The organism is Kitasatospora sp. NPDC093806, from assembly GCF_040683335.1.
Classification (GTDB): Bacteria; Actinomycetota; Actinomycetes; order Streptomycetales; family Streptomycetaceae; genus Kitasatospora.
In genome coordinates this window covers 522,093-536,441 of record NZ_JBFBDO010000001.1, presented here as the reverse complement: position 1 = coordinate 536,441, position 14,349 = coordinate 522,093, and the positions used below count along the sequence as shown (strand labels likewise).

Sequence of the window (14,349 nt, the reverse complement as noted above, 5' to 3'; positions counted from 1 at the left end):
CGCGATCGTCTCGATCTACGCCCTCTTCGGGGTCGGCGAGTCGCTGCTCGCCCCCACCCTGGGCCCGATCGTCGCCGCCCTCCCCCGGCCCGGGCACCACCCCGCCGGGCACGAAGGTCGGCGTCCGCTCGGCCGCCGCGCCGCCGGAGCCGTCCTCCGCCTCCAGGTCGAGCAGCTGCACCGCGCTGCGCCCGACCGCCGCCGCCAGCGCCGGCGGCAGCCAGCCGCCGCGCCCCAGTCGGCCGACCGCCGAGCCGTCCGGGTCCAGCAGCTCGCGCAGCCGGCCCGGGGTCGGCCGGGCCGCCGGGTCCTTGGCCAGGCAGTCGAGCACGATCGAGCGCAGCGGCCCCGCGGCCAGCCCGGACAGGTCGGGCTCCTCGTGCACCACCCGGTAGAGCAGGACGGCGGCGCTCACCCCCTCGCCGAACGGGTGCACCCCGGTGGCCGCGTAGGCGAGCACCGCGCCGAACGAGAAGACGTCGCTGGGCGGCCCGGCCGGCCGCCCGTTCGCCTGTTCGGGGGACATGAAGCCGGGCGAGCCCACCACGAACCCGGACTGGGTGAGCCCGCTGCTGGCGTCCAGGGCCCGGGCGATGCCGAAGTCGATCAGCCGGGGGCCGTCCAGCGTGAGCAGCACGTTGGACGGCTTGACGTCGCGGTGGACCAGCCCGAGCCCGTGCACGTGCTCCAGCGCCTCGGCCAGCCCGGCGCCGAGCGTGCGCACGGCCGGCTCGGGCAGCGGCCCGTACTCGCGGACGGCGCCGCCGAGCGCGGGTCCGGCGACGTAGCCGGTGGCCACCCAGGGGTGCTCGCCCTCGGTGTCGGCGTCCAGGACGGGGGCCGTCCAGGCCCCGCCGACCCGGCGGGCGGCGGCCACCTCCTGCCGGAACCGGGCCCGGAACTCGGTGTCCTCGGCGAGCTCGCCGCGGACCACCTTGACCGCCACGGTGCGCCCGCCCGCCGTCCGGCCGAGGTAGACCCGGCCCATGCCGCCCGAGCCGAGCCGCCGCAGCAGCCGGTACCCGCCCACCTGGCGCGGGTCCTCCGCTCCCAGTGCCTGCATCCCCCGCACGCTCCCGTCACCCGGCCGGCCCCGCCGCCGGGGCCGTCGTCTCGCGTGCAGACGTTATCGGGCGGCGGGGCCGCGGCACGGCACAACCGGGGGATACCGCCACAACCCGGGGCTCAGGCCACCGGTTCCGGGGCCGGCTCCAGCAGCCGGACCGCCACGTCGGGCTCGAACCCGCTGTCGTGGGCGACCCGCCGGGCGAACTCGGCGACCCCGGCCAGCTGCCGCTCGCCGAGCGAGAAGTCCAGCGCCTCGCTGAAGTAGCGCTCCAGCACGCCCGCGTCGAACGCCTCCCAGCGGGCCGCGTGGGTGGCCACCTCGCGGGCCTCGACCAGCGAGAGGTCCCGGGACTCCAGGAAGGCGCGGTGCACCGCCGCGGTCAGCTCGGGGCGGCGTTCGGCGAAGTCGCGGCGGGCGGCCCAGACCGCGAAGACGAACGGCAGCCCGGTCCACTCCTTCCACATCTCGCCGAGGTCGTGCACGGTGAGGCCCTGGGCGGCGGCCTGGCCGAGGCAGGCGCGCAGCGCCGGGTCCCCGATCAGGACGGCCGCGTCGGCGTCGGCGAGCATCGCGTCCAGGTCGGGCGGGCTGGCGAAGTACACCGGCCGCACCCCTTCGCGCTCCTCCAGCAGCAGCCGGGCGAGCCGGACCGAGGTCCGGCTGGTGGAGCCGAGGGCGACCCGCCGGCCGTCCAGCTCGGCCAGCGGCACCTTGCTGACGATCACGCAGGACATCACCGGGCCGTCGCTGCCCACCGCGATGTCCGGCAGCACGAGCAGTTCGTCCGCGTGGCGCAGGTACTCCACACAGGTGATCGGGCCGATGTCGAGCGAGCCGTCGACCAGCTGGTCGCTCAGCTTCTCCGGGGTGTCCTTGGTGAGGTCGAGATCGAGCAGATTGCCGGTCCTGGCCAGGCCCCAGTAGAGGGGTACGCAGTTCAGGAACTGAATGTGCCCGACCCGCGGCCGTACCGGGGTGTTCTCCCGGGGCTCCCGCGTTTCGGCGTCCGGTGCTGCCACTGCGCCGCTCCCTTGCTGTTCGTGCGCTTCCCCGCAGGGTATGCCCGGTGTTCCGGAAGCCCCGCACCGGCCTTCCGACACGCACCGTGTCGATGTCCCCAACGGCCTTACGACACGCGCGGTCCAGCCCGCAAGTCACCCCTGGTCGTCACAGCAGCCGCATGCTAGCGTTGCCCTCAGTTGCAGTTTGATTCCCCTTGCAGTACTTGAAGCCTGCGGAGCATGTAACCGCAGGCTTTTTGTAGTTTTTCAGCAATATCGAAAAACTCCGGACCCGTCCGGAGGCAGGGCGATCAGCGCAGCGGACCGGTTGCCACACGGTGTGGCACCCGACACGTCCCTCGCAAGGAGAACGGCATGGCCACGGGAACCGTCAAGTGGTTCAACGCTGAGAAGGGCTTCGGCTTCATCGCTCAGGAGGGCGGCGGCCCCGACGTCTTCGTCCACTACTCCGCCATCAACGCGAGCGGCTTCCGCTCGCTGGAGGAGAACCAGGCGGTCAGCTTCGACGTCACCCAGGGTCCGAAGGGCCCGCAGGCGGAGAACGTCACTCTTGTCTGACATCCTCTGATGATCTGATCGCTCGGGACCCCCACGGGTCCGCCGACGGCCGCCCGGCCGTCACCATGAGCACAGAAGCAGTACCCAAGGGGGCCCCCGTTCTCGGTGGGCCCCCTGCCTTTTCCCCTGCCTTTTCCCCGGCGCTCCACCGGCCGGGCGCGCGCACGCCAACGGGCCCGCTCCCCGGGTGGGGGCGGGCCCGTCGGCGTCGTGGAGCGGCAGGCCGCTCGGCGTCAGGCCGTGGCGGTGGCCGTCGTGCCGGAGGCCTGGACCGGGACGGTGGCCGCCGGACCGTCGAGCAGGTCGCCGGTCGGGTTGTTGTAGGCGGCCAGGTCGAGGGTCTTCTCGCGGGCCGCGACCAGGATCGGCACCAGCGCCTGACCGGCGACGTTGGTCGCGGTGCGCATCATGTCGAGGATCGGGTCGATGGCCAGCAGCAGGCCGACGCCCTCCAGCGGCAGGCCCAGGGTGGAGAGGGTCAGCGTCAGCATGACGATCGCACCGGTGAGACCGGCGGTGGCCGCCGAGCCGATCACCGAGACGAAGGCGATCAGCACGTAGTCCTTGATGCCGAGGTCGATGCCGTACACCTGGGCGACGAAGATCGCGGCCAGCGACGGGTAGATCGCGGCGCAGCCGTCCATCTTGGTGGTCGCCCCGAACGGGACGGCGAAGCTCGCGTACTCGCTCGGGACGCCGAGCCGCTCGGTGACCCGGCGGGTGACCGGCAGGGTGCCGACCGAGGAGCGGGAGACGAAGGCCAGCTGGATGGCCGGCCAGGCGCCCTTGAAGAAGTTGAGCGGGTTGAGCCCGGCGGCGAACCGCAGCAGCAGCGAGTAGACGCCGAACATCACCAGGGCGCAGCCGACGTAGATGTCGACGGTCAGCGTCGCGAACGGCTCCAGCAGGTCCCAGCCGTACTTGGCGACCGACTTGCCGATCAGGCCGAGGGTGCCGAGCGGCGACAGGCGGATGACCCACCACAGCGCGGTCTGGACCAGCTCCAGCACCGACTCGCTGAGCTTGAGGACCGGCTCGGCCTTGGCGCCGAGCTTGATGATCGCGGCACCGGCCACGATCGCCAGGAAGACGATCTGCAGGACCTCGACCTCGGTGAACGCGGTCACGATGTTGGTCGGGAAGATCCCGGTCAGGAAGTCGATCCAGCTGCCGGTGGACTTCGGCGGCTTGAGGCCCTCGGTCTTGAGGCTGGTGCCCTCGCCGGGGTTGGTCAGCAGGCCGAGGCCGAGGCCGATGGCGACCGCGATCAGCGAGGTGACGGCGAACCAGAGCAGCGTGCGGACGGCCAGCCGGGCCGCGTTGGTGACGTTGCGCAGGTTGGCGACGCTCACCAGGATCGCGGTGAAGACCAGCGGCGGGACGGCGAGCTTCAGCAGCTGGACGAAGGTCTTGCCGATCGTCTCCAGGGTGGTGGCCAGCCAGGAGATGTCGGCCTCGCGGGCCAGGTAGCCGAGACCCGCGCCGAGCACGAGGCCGGCGACGATCTGGGCCCAGAACGGGGTCCTGCGGATTCTCGCGAAGACGGACGGCGACGAGGTCGCCTCGGGCGCTGTGGACATGACGGTGCGGCTCCGGGGGAGGCGTTGCTGACGGTGAGGCGGGGCGGGAACGGCGGCACGGCGCGGTGGCCGGACGGGGAGGTACCGGCCCCGGTCAGGGGCGTGCCGCCGGAATACAGCTCATGGCGCGACAGGCGCGCGGGCTGTCCACAGCACCGGGCAGACGGCACCCGCGGGCGGCGCCGGGCTGCGAGCCCAGGCCGTGCGTCCGGAGTGCGTCTGAGGTGGTCATGGCCGACACGTTAGCAGCAAAGGTTTGAGATGTTCAAAGTAGTTGTTTGAGTTCCGGACACCTCATCCTTTTGACCGGTCAACGGTTATACGTATAACTTGGACGGTGACCCCGCCCGCCAGCCGCCCAGACCGGAGAACCCCGCCCATGGGCTACCTCGCCCTGCTCCGCGCCCCGCACGTCGGCCGCCTGCTCTTCGGCACCCTGCTCGGCCGCCTCCCGGCCGGCATGACCGCCCTGGTCATCGCCCTCGCCCTGCGCGAGGCCGACGCGCCGTACAGCCGGATCGGGCTGGCCACCGCCGCCTACGCGATCGCGGCGGCGATCGGCGGACCGGTGCTCGGCCGGATCGTGGACCGCACCGGACAGCCGCGCGTCCTGCTCGCCGCCGCCGTGGTGGCCGGCGCCGGGTACGCCCTGCTCGCGCTGGCCCCGGGCTCGGCGCTGGCCGCCCCGCTCGGCGCCGCGATCGCCGGACTGGCGATGCCGCCGCTCGAACCCTGCCTGCGCTCACTCTGGCCGGACGTCGTCGAGGAGGAGCAGCTCGACACCGCCTACGCCTTCGACTCCGCCTCGCAGCAGATCCTCTACGTCGCCGGACCGCTCGCGGTGGCCGGCATCGCGGGCACCGTCGGCCCGGTCGTGGCGCTCTGGGTGGCGGCCGGACTGGGCCTGGCCGGGGCGCTCGTGGTCGCCACCACCGCTCCCGCCCGGGCCTGGCAGGCCCCGCCGCGCGAGCACTCGGCCGGTCTGCTCGGCCCGCTCCGCTCCCCCGGCCTGGTCCTGCTGCTGATCGGCCTGGCCGGCGCCGGCTGGGCGGTCGGCGCGCAGAACGTGCTGTTCATCGCGTACGCGGAGGCCCACGAGACGAACGGCCTGCCCGGCGGCGCGGGCACCCTGCTGGCGCTGGCCGCGCTCGGCGGCCTGCTCGGCGCGCTCGGCTACGGCGCGGTGAAGTGGCGCAGTTCCACCGCGAGCCGCACCTGGGTGATGGCGCTCGGCATGGCCGTCAGCTACCTGCCGCTGGTGCTGGTCCCGGGACCGGCCGCGATGGCCGCCCTGGCCTTCCTCTCCGGGATCGCGCTGGCCCCGCTGCTGGCGGCGGCCTTCGTGCTGGTCGCCGAGCTGGCCCCGGTCGGCACCGTGACCGAGGCCTTCGCCTGGCTGGTCACGCTGTTCGCGACCGGCAACTCGCTCGGCTACGCGGTCTCCGGCCACCTCGCGGAGGGGTCGCTGCGCTCGGTGGCGCTCTGCGCGGCGGGCGGGATCGGGCTGGGCGCGGTGCTGCTGTTCGGCGCCCGCCGCTGGTTCCGCCCGGCGGCCGCGCCGGTGGCCGCCGCCCGGCTCGCCGAACCGGTGCCGGTCGGCTGAACTCGGCTGAACCCCGCTCCCGCGCGGAGCTCCCCCCATGGACGTGGCAGCGCCCGCCGGGCCGGTGGTCTGGCCGACGGGCGCTGTCACTTTTTCAGTTGTGCCTACCGCTCACTGCTCAGCTGTGGCGGCCGCGACCTCCCCAGGCGACCAGGGCGAGCAGCAGGCCCGCGCCGAGGGTGAGGGCCCCGACGACACCCAGCAGGGTGCCGAGTCCGCCACCGGTGTCGGGCAGTTCACCGCCGTGGCCGTGGTGCGAGTGGGTCGGCTCGGGGTGCTGCGAGTGCGTCGGCTCGGGCGAGTGGGTCGGCTCCGGCGAGTGGGTGGGCGTCGGCGAGTGCGTCGGCTCCGGCGAATGGGTCGGGCTCGGCGTCGGGGTCACCGTCGGCGAGGGGGTCGGCGTCACCGTCGGCGACGGCGACGGCGACGGCGACGGGGACGGGGACGGGGACGGCGAGGGCGAGGGCGACGGGGAGGGCTCCGGCGGGAGCACCAGCCCGAGGTCCAGGTCCAGGTCCCGCGCCCCGCCCGCCAGCGTGACGGTCTGCGTCACCCCGGTCGCCGGGTCCGCGTCCGAGTCCAGCGCCCGGTCCGTACCCGCGGCCCGCTTGGTCACCGTGGCGTCCTTGGGCAGCGTGGTGAGGTCGAACCGCACCGCGTACACCCCGTCCGGCAGCCGCTCGAACAGGTAGTGCCCGCTCGCGTCGGTCACCGTGGCGACCGCGTTGCCGGCCTTGTCCCGGACCACCCGGCCCTCGCCGTCCAGCAGTTCGACCCGGACGCCGGGCACCCCGGGCTCGCCGGGCTGCTGGATGCCGTCCGCGTTCAGGTCGCTCCAGACGAAGTCGCCCAGCGCGTTGGCCGGCGGGACGGCCTGGTCGATGCCGACGCCGACCTTGGCCGGCTCGGCGGGCAGGAACGGGCGGCCGTTGGCGTCGGTCGCGGTGTAGGCGAAGCTGTTCCAGGCGAACTCGTCCGGGCCGGCGTCGAACGAGGCGACCATCGGCCAGGTGAGCATGAAGCTCTCCCCGGGCGCGAGCGTGCCCGGCCGGTGCACCCGGAACCAGGTGGTGACGCCCGGGCCGGGGAACGCGGTGCTCCACTGCGCGGCGGCGTCGCACGGGCCGGGCACGGCGAAGTCGGCCGGCAGACAGGGGTTGGGCGAGGTGGTGTACTCGATCACCACGGTCGGGTCGCTGGAGGTCAGCGGCTCGACCAGGGACGGCGCCCAGGCGGAGCCGCGCGGGACGTCCGGGCGCAGCACGTAGCCGTCACCGGGGGTGGGCAGCTTGTCGTACGCGAGGAACTCGGTGACCGGGTCGGCCGAGTCGTTGCGGACGGTCAGCCGGTAGGAGATGCCGCCGCCGGGCCGGGTGGTGCCGGTGCTGGCGTAGTCGGGGTCGAGGTCGCCCTTGACCTCCTTGTACGACCGCAGCACGGCCGGCACCTGCACCTCGACCTGCGAGGAGGCCCGGCACATGGTCTCGGTGGTGTCGCCGTCCTTGTCGATGTCCTGGGCGTCCACCGCGCCGCTGTCGCTGCCGAAGTAGAAGCAGGCGACCGGGTCGCCGGCGCCCTCGGCGGTGACGTACACGTCGTTGGTGAGGGTGCCGGGCTTGGCGCTGCCGGCCACCTGGACGTCGATCAGGGTCCGGTAGGCCCGGTGGTCGTTCAGGTACATCATGTCGGGGCTGCCGGCCGGCCAGGTCAGCTTGAGCAGTTGGCGGCCGTCCGGCCCGGGGAGCATCGCGACCGACTCCGGGGCCACCGACTCGGCGTAGGCCGGGTCGCGCCGGGCGCTGCCGTCGACGTACACCATGCCGGGCGGCAGCAGGTCGTAGAGGACCAGCGGCCGGTCGAGGGTGCGGCCGGTCCGGTTGTACGGGGCGATCTGGAAGGTGGCGATCCCGCCGGGCGAGAGCACCGCGCCGGACACCGTGGTCTTGGTCGCGCCCAGGTTGGTGGCGGCGGTGACGGTGTTGTCGGCGCAGGCGTTGGCGGTCGCCGTGGCGCCGCCCGCGTCGGTGCCGACCGCGTCGAGGCAGTTGTGCAGCGGGACGGGCGCCGGCCGGCCGTCGTGGCCGGGGGTGATGACCTGGGCGAGCACCTGGACCGAGTTGCCGGGGCTCCAGCCGCTGGGGATCGGGCCGGTCCAGCTGAACCGCAGGCCGTCGAGGTAGCGGCCGGCCGGGATGCCGAGCACGTCGTTGGCCGGGTCGCCGGCGCCCGCGGCGAAGGTGATCCGCCGGCTGCTGGAACCGTTCAGCGGGCTGCCCGGGGTGAAGGCCTGCCAGGTCGGGTCGCCGTCCAGCCGGTATTCCAGCGCCAGGTTGATGCTGGTGGGGTTCCACGCCTCCAGCTGGATGGACTGCGGGATCAGCCAGTTGTACAGGTTGGCGGTGGTGCCCGTGCCCGGGTCGGTCAGCACCAGGCTGGTGACCGGGTCGGCGTTGTTGCTCACCCGCAGGCTGAACGAGGAGAGGTCGCCGGAGACCGTCCGGTCCTGCCACACCTTGGAGGCGCCGATCTGGACGCCGGTGACCGGCGGCTGGAAGGTCGGGGTCTCGGCGGTGGCGGTGGACAGGTCGCGCTGCGCGTCGGGGCCCAGCGGATCGCCCTGGAGGGTCACCGTGTTGGTGGAGGTGGTGCCGCTCGGGAAGGTCGGGTCGGGGTAGTTGACCACCAGGACACCGGGGACCCGGCAGCCGGCCTGGCCGTTGCCGGCCCGGAAGGCACCGATGTCGAAGACCCAGGTGGTGGAGCCGGCCGGGTCGTTGACCCAGCCCGGCGAGCGGCTGGTGTCGACCACCGCGCCGGCCGGCAGGGTGTCGACCAGCCGGCTGCTGTCCAGGTCGACGTTGGGCACATTGGCGGTGGAGCAGGCGCTGAACTGGTAGGTGACCGAGCGGCCGTCCTGGCTGCTGGTCTGCACGCCCTTGGTGGTGGTGTAGCTGGGCTGGACCACCGCGGTGGTGGTGGCGGTGCCGGTCTGCGGCATCTCGCCGTCGGCCGTGAGGGTGGCCGAGTTGGTGCTCTGGGTGCCGTTCGGGGTGGTGAAGTTGGGGTAGCGCAGCACCACGTTGATGGTGGCGGTGGTGCCCGGGGGGAGTGTCAGCAGCTTGGCGGTGAGGGTGCCGCCCTGGCTTCCGGCGGCCGGGACGGTGGAGTTGGGGACGTCGACCGTGGAGGCGTCCGGGGTCCAGCCGACGAACTCCATCCCGGCCGGGAGGACGTCGCTGATCTGGCCGTTGGCGCACTCGGTGACCGAGCAGGTGTAGCGCAGCGTGTAGGTGACGTTCTCGCCGGGCACCGGGTTGGGCTTGTCCACCGTCTTGGTGAAGGAGACGGCGGCCTGGGCGGGCGGGGCGGTCAGGGTACCGGTCAGCAGGGTGCCGCCGATCAGGCCGAGCGCGGCGGCGAGGCGCGGCAGGCGCGACGGCCCGGGGAGCCGTGGGAGTTTGGGTCTGGACGTCCGCATAGGCGGAATCTCATCGTCCGTTAATCCACTCAACGTGTCGCCGCGAGGCGGTATGACGATCTTTCACCCGTCCGGATCAGCCCGAACGGACGAACCCTGACGCGGACGGACGACCGGCGGTCGGCCCGACGGTCAGCTCCCGACCGGCCCCGGCGCGGTGGAGGAGCGCAACACCAGCGAGGTGGCGAGCGGCGCCACCGGGGCGACCGGCTCGCCCCGGAGCAGCCCGGCGAGCGCCGCCACCCCGGCCCGGCCGAGCTCCTCGCCCGGCAGGTCGACGGTGGTCAGCGGCGGGGCGAGCAGCGCGGCCACCGGGACATTGTCGATGCCGACCACCGAGAGGTCGCCGGGCACCCGCAGCCCGCGCTCGGCGGCGGCCTGGTAGACGCCGGAGGCGACCACGTCGTCGTCGCAGATCACCGCGTGCGGTCGGGCCGGGTCGGCGAGCAGCCGGTGGGCGACCTCGCGGGCGGCGGACTGGCCCTCGTTCAGGCTGACGCCCAGTTCGAGGACGTCCAGGCCGAGCGCGCGGACGGCCTCCTCGAAGGCGGCCTGCCGGACCCGGAAGGTGTAGGCGGCGTGGGTGGAGCGGAGCCGGCCGATCCGCCGGTGGCCGAGCCCGGCCAGGTGCTCGACGGCGGCCCGCATGCCCCCGGCCACGTCCAGCTCGACGGTCGGCCGGGCCCGGTCGGTGCCCGGGTCGGCGTCCAGGAAGACGGCGGGGGTGTCGGCGGGCAGGTCGCCGAGCTGGCTGTCGTCCGGGGAGCAGATCAGCAGGCCGTCGAAGCGGCTGGTGGTGGCGGCCTCGGCGAGCGTGGCGCTCCCCCAGCCGGAGCTGACCACGACGGCCAGGCCGTGTTTGCCGGCCTCCTCGTGGACGCCCTCCAGGACCCGGCCGAAGAACGGGCCGAGGATGTTCGGCACGGCCAGCAGGATCATGCCGCTGCGGCCCAGCCGCAGCTGCCGGCCGGCCGCCTGCGGGCGGTAGCCGAGGCCGCGGGCGGCCTCCCGGACCCGCTCGCGGGTGGCCTCGGAGACCCGGCGGCCGGCCTCGGAACCGGAGAACACCAGCGAGACGGTCGCCTGCGAGACCCCGGCGAGCCGGGCGACGTCCCGGCCGGTGGGGCGGCGGACCGGGGCCGGCCAGGTCCCGGCGGCCGGCCGCTCGGGCTGCTCCGGCCGCTCGGGCTGCTTCTCCGGCACGGCGGGGCGGGTCAGTTCTGCGGGGCGGAGGCGGCGGAGCCGGGGGCGGCGGCCCGGGCGGCCGCGGCGCGGGCGGCGTCGTCCGCGGCGTCCTCCTCGGCGTTCTGCGCGGCGATCTTCGAGGCCGTCCGGGTGCGGATGCCGTCCACCTTGCCGGAGATCGCGGCCGACATCTCGTCGCGCTGGCGGCTGAGCAGGACGTAGCTGAGCGGCGCCGAGACGATCGCGGCCAGCAGGAAGAGGAAGATCACGCCCGCCTCGCCGCTGACCGGGATCACCCCGAAGTGTCCGAGCAGCAGCGCGATCAGCAGGCAGGCGAGGAAGATGGAGACCCGCATGGAGGTGTAGCGGAGCGTGGCGTTCGGCTTCTTGCTCACATTGCTCACCGGGGACACATCCTTCTCTGCGCTGGGGGGACCGGGCCGGTCTCCCAGTGAAGCATGCCTGACGGGACCGGCAGGGGTGGACCCCTCCGACCCCGCCCGCCGGTCCGGCCCGATCAGCGCAGGTCGAGCCACATCGTGACGTCGTCGCGGTCGTCGCCGGGCCCGACCCGGATGGTGCCGGGCACCCGGCCGACCTCGACGTAGCCGCTGCGGCCGTAGAACGACTCCAGCCCGAGCCCGCCGCGCAGGTAGAGCCGCAGACCGGCCAGCCCCCACTCCCGGGCGACCCGCTCGGTCTCGGCCAGCAGCGCCGAACCGTAGCCGCGCCCCTGGAAGTCCGGGTGGACCATCACCCGGGTGAGCAGCCGCCAGTGGTCCATCGGCTCGAACCGCATCGACTCGAAGACCAGCAGCGCGGCGAGCCGCCCGCTCTCCGCCTCCCGGGCCACCAGCAGCCGGTCCGGCCCGGCCGGCGCGATCCCGGCGAACTGCTTCTCCGCGGCGACCCACACCTCTTCCTCGGTCACCGGCCGGACGAAGCCGACCGCCCCGCCCGCGTTGCTGGCGGCCGTCCACAGGGCGGTGATCTCGGCGCGCAGCCCGGGGTCGAGTTCGGGGTCGAGGGTGAAGATCAGCGTCATGGTCCCGCAGCCTAGCCGCCCCTTACGACAACGCCGGAACGGTCCGCTCGGGCCCGGCCGTCGCCGTCCGCAGCGCCAGGCAGAGCAGCACCGCGACCGCGCACAGCCCGCCGGCCGCGTACCAGCTGAGGTCGTAGTTCCCGAGCGCGTCCCGGGCGAAGCCGGCCAGGCCCGCGACCACCGCGGCGCCGATCTGGTGGCCGGCCAGCGCCCAGCCGTAGACGATCGGCGCGTCCTCGCCGAAGTGCCGGCGGCAGAGCGCGACGGTCGGCGGCACGGTGGCCACCCAGTCCAGCCCGTAGAAGACGATGAAGGCCAGGATCGGCGGCTCCAGCGAGCCCGCGAACAGCTGCGGCAGCAGGAACAGCGAGAGCCCGCGCAGCGCGTAGTAGACGATCAGCAGCCGCTCGGCCGGGAAGCGGTCGGTGAACCAGCCGCTGGCGATGGTGCCGACCACGTCGAACACGCCGACCAGCGCCAGCAGGCTCGCCGCCGTGGTGACCGGCATGCCGTGGTCGTGGGCGGCCGGGATGAAGTGGGTGCCGACCAGCCCGGCGGTGGTCGCGCCGCAGATCGCGAAGGAGCCGGCCAGCAGCCAGAACGCCCGGCTCCGGGCGGCCTCCCGGAGCACCCGCAGCGAACGGGCCAGCGCCCGCCCGCCGACCGCCGGGGCCGGCTCCCCCTCGGTCGCCCCGTACGGGAGCAGGCCGAGGTCGGCGGGCCGCTCGCGCATCAGCAGCAGCACCGGGACGGCGACCGCGCTGGCCGCCAGCGAGACCACCACGACGGCCGAGCGCCAGCCGTGCTCCTCCACCAGCCAGGCGCCGAGCGGCAGGAAGACCAGGTTGCCCGCCGCGCCGGCCGCCGTCAGCGCCCCGGTGACCAGCCCCTGCCGGGCCCGGAACCAGCGGCCGGTGATCGTGGTCGCGAACGCGCCCGCCATCGAGCCGCTGCCCAGGCCGACCAACACGCCCCAGCAGAGCATCAGTTGCCACGGCTCGCGCATCAGCATGGTGAGTCCCGAGCCGACCGAGATGGTCAGCAGCGCGCAGACCACGACCAGCCGGACGCCGAACCGGTCCATCAGGGCGGCGGCGAACGGCGCGGTGAGGCCGTAGAGGGTCAGGTTGACCGAGGTGGCGGCGGATATCGTGCCCATCGACCAGCCGAACTCGGTGTGCAGCGCGTCCATCATCAGGCTGGGCGTGGAGCGGAATCCGGCCGAACCGAGCAGCACCAGCAGCGAGACGGCGGCCACCACCCAGGCGTAGTGCAGCCGGGGACCGCGGGCGGGGAGAGGACCGGAGGTCGGGGCGGGGGCCACGTCCGCGGGGGCATTCGAGCATTCGTTCACCCGGCGAGTCTCCCGAAGGGGCCGGTGGGTCACGAGTGGCGGGACTGCCAGCTTTCATCGGTTTCGGGCCACCGGACCGGGGTGGCCGAAAAGGACCGCCCGCGGTGGGTGGATCGGACGGCGACCGGCCGCACGCACCCCGAGCGCGGCACGGTCGGCCGCCATCCGACCGCGGTGCACGGGCCCTGAACCCGTGCCACGCCCTCCGCACTCGCCAAGGAGCCAGCGCACGACCGGCCGGGACCCACGGCCCCCCTGCTGACGTGATCCCCCTGGACAGCAGCACCGCAGCGGCGTTCGGGTGTTCCCTCGGCGTCCCCTCGCAACGGAGCGCTGCACCCAAGCGTGATCAGTCGGATACGTCACGTCAATGGGTAGTCCGAAATTCGGAATGGTTGCGTCAGCTTTCGGCCCGGTGATCGCCGGGCCTGCGCGAGCGAGCCGAAGGGCCGCGCCGGTGCCGAAAGCGACCAGCGACCAGCGACCAGCGACCAGCGACCAGCGACCGACGCAGGAGGGAGTGCCGGAGTGAGGAGTGTCGGCGCCGGATCAGAGCGGCCCGGAGGCGAGCCGAGCGCCATCAGGAGTCACTGCGCGAGGGCGGCCCAGTCGACGGCGGCGAGCGGGTCGGCCGGGCGGGCGTCGGGGCTGATCTCGCACCAGACCCGCTTGCCCGAGCCGTCCGGGTACCAGCCCCAGCGGTCGCAGAGCAGCTCGACCAGCTCCAGGCCGCGCCCGTTGGTCGCGTCGCAGTCCGGTCCGGCGTGCCGGGGCGCGGGGGCCGCCTGGCTGGCGTCCGCGACCTCGACCCGCAGCGGGCCGACGGTCGCGGCCTCGCGCACCCGGGCGCACCCCGGTCCGTCCGGGGACGCCCCCGCCGTCCCGCCCGCCGCCCCACCCGCCGTCCCGCCCGGCGGCTCGCCCAGCGGGAAGCAGAGCCGCAGCACCGCCGGACAGCCGGTGTGCACCACGGCGTTGGTCACCAGCTCGGAGACCACCAGCACCACCGTCTCGGCGATCGGCGCGTCCGGGTCCACGCCGTGGTTGAGCAGCCGCGAGCGGACCCACCGACGGGCCCGGCCGACCTCGGCGGGATCCGCCTGCACCGCCAGCTGTACCTGAAGAACCTGCACCGCTCCACCACCTGCACTCGCAGTTCGGCCATCGTCTCGACCGGGCCCTGGTCGCCCGGCCCGCCCGGGCACCCACCGGGCCGCCGTCCGTCGGGCCATCGCCCGTCACCGGGTCGCCGCACGTCACAACCGGTGCGGCGGGCCCGCGCCACCTCGTCCGTCGCGCACCGGCCGCGACACGAGTACGCCTCAGGATGATTCGGCGGACCGACTGCAGCAAGCGCTTCGGGCATATTCCAGCGATCGGGGGACGGGGCAGGGCATACTGTCCCGCTCACTCTGGCGAGCTTCGGACCGGCGATCGCCCGGCCCGGGCCGACCG

At 74.1% G+C, this 14,349-nt stretch carries 11 protein-coding genes; 2 read left to right on the top strand and 9 right to left on the bottom strand.

The features are described 5' to 3' along the window. Positions 1-1,063: serine/threonine-protein kinase (locus AB0N76_RS02310; RefSeq protein ID WP_363551791.1), on the bottom strand; the 1,063-nt coding region annotated here is incomplete at its 3' end. A gap of 122 nt (positions 1,064-1,185) precedes the next feature. Then, positions 1,186-2,088, bottom strand: a complete 903-nt coding sequence (locus AB0N76_RS02305) for a menaquinone biosynthesis protein (protein ID WP_363551793.1) — start codon at positions 2,086-2,088, stop codon at positions 1,186-1,188. 357 nt (positions 2,089-2,445) lie between these two features. Here AB0N76_RS02305 and AB0N76_RS02300 point away from each other — a divergent pair, with 357 nt between their 5' ends. Further along, positions 2,446-2,649 carry a cold-shock protein gene (locus tag AB0N76_RS02300; RefSeq protein WP_363551795.1) on the top strand — a complete coding sequence of 68 codons (204 nt, stop codon included), beginning with the start codon at positions 2,446-2,448 and terminating at the stop codon, positions 2,647-2,649. Positions 2,650-2,882: 233 nt separating this feature from the next. Here the strand turns inward: AB0N76_RS02300 and AB0N76_RS02295 are convergent, their stop codons facing one another. After that, positions 2,883-4,229 carry a dicarboxylate/amino acid:cation symporter gene (locus AB0N76_RS02295; RefSeq protein ID WP_363551797.1) on the bottom strand — a complete coding sequence of 449 codons (1,347 nt, stop codon included), beginning with the start codon at positions 4,227-4,229 and terminating at the stop codon, positions 2,883-2,885. Between the two features lie 379 nt (positions 4,230-4,608). Between AB0N76_RS02295 and AB0N76_RS02290 the strand changes: the two genes are divergently transcribed. Beyond that, positions 4,609-5,832, top strand: a complete 1,224-nt coding sequence (locus AB0N76_RS02290) for an MFS transporter (protein WP_363551799.1) — start codon at positions 4,609-4,611, stop codon at positions 5,830-5,832. A gap of 118 nt (positions 5,833-5,950) precedes the next feature. On the opposite strand, the gene AB0N76_RS02285 is transcribed toward AB0N76_RS02290, so the two are convergent. From AB0N76_RS02285 to AB0N76_RS02260, 6 genes are all read right to left on the bottom strand, one after another. Further along, positions 5,951-9,310, bottom strand: a complete 3,360-nt coding sequence (locus AB0N76_RS02285) for an SdrD B-like domain-containing protein (RefSeq protein ID WP_363551801.1) — start codon at positions 9,308-9,310, stop codon at positions 5,951-5,953. A 132-nt stretch (positions 9,311-9,442) separates the two neighbouring features. Beyond that, the gene (locus tag AB0N76_RS02280; RefSeq protein WP_363551803.1) at positions 9,443-10,513 is read right to left on the bottom strand and encodes a LacI family DNA-binding transcriptional regulator; all 1,071 of its coding nucleotides are present in this window, start codon (positions 10,511-10,513) and stop codon (positions 9,443-9,445) included. 11 nt (positions 10,514-10,524) lie between these two features. Next, a complete protein-coding gene (locus AB0N76_RS02275) occupies positions 10,525-10,899 on the bottom strand; it encodes a DUF4229 domain-containing protein (RefSeq protein WP_363551805.1) in 375 nt (124 codons plus the stop codon). Between the two features lie 113 nt (positions 10,900-11,012). Beyond that, positions 11,013-11,540 carry a GNAT family N-acetyltransferase gene (locus AB0N76_RS02270; RefSeq protein WP_363551807.1) on the bottom strand — a complete coding sequence of 176 codons (528 nt, stop codon included), beginning with the start codon at positions 11,538-11,540 and terminating at the stop codon, positions 11,013-11,015. A 22-nt stretch (positions 11,541-11,562) separates the two neighbouring features. Then, complete coding sequence (locus AB0N76_RS02265) at positions 11,563-12,864, bottom strand: MFS transporter (protein ID WP_363552219.1); 1,302 nt, start codon at positions 12,862-12,864, stop codon at positions 11,563-11,565. Positions 12,865-13,481: 617 nt separating this feature from the next. Beyond that, positions 13,482-14,027, bottom strand: a complete 546-nt coding sequence (locus AB0N76_RS02260; protein ID WP_363551809.1) for an ATP-binding protein — start codon at positions 14,025-14,027, stop codon at positions 13,482-13,484. Positions 14,028-14,349: the final 322 nt, after the last annotated feature.

Bases quoted from the DNA above. Each gene is read 5' to 3' on its own strand.
- AB0N76_RS02295 (WP_363551797.1), bottom strand. From the start codon at position 4,229: ATGTCCACAGCGCCCGAGGCGACCTCGTCGCCGTCCGTCTTCGCGAGA.
- AB0N76_RS02290 (WP_363551799.1), top strand. From the start codon at position 4,609: ATGGGCTACCTCGCCCTGCTCCGCGCCCCGCACGTCGGCCGCCTGCTC.
- AB0N76_RS02285 (WP_363551801.1), bottom strand. From the start codon at position 9,310: ATGCGGACGTCCAGACCCAAACTCCCACGGCTCCCCGGGCCGTCGCGC.
- AB0N76_RS02300 (WP_363551795.1), top strand. From the start codon at position 2,446: ATGGCCACGGGAACCGTCAAGTGGTTCAACGCTGAGAAGGGCTTCGGC.
- AB0N76_RS02270 (WP_363551807.1), bottom strand. From the start codon at position 11,540: ATGACGCTGATCTTCACCCTCGACCCCGAACTCGACCCCGGGCTGCGC.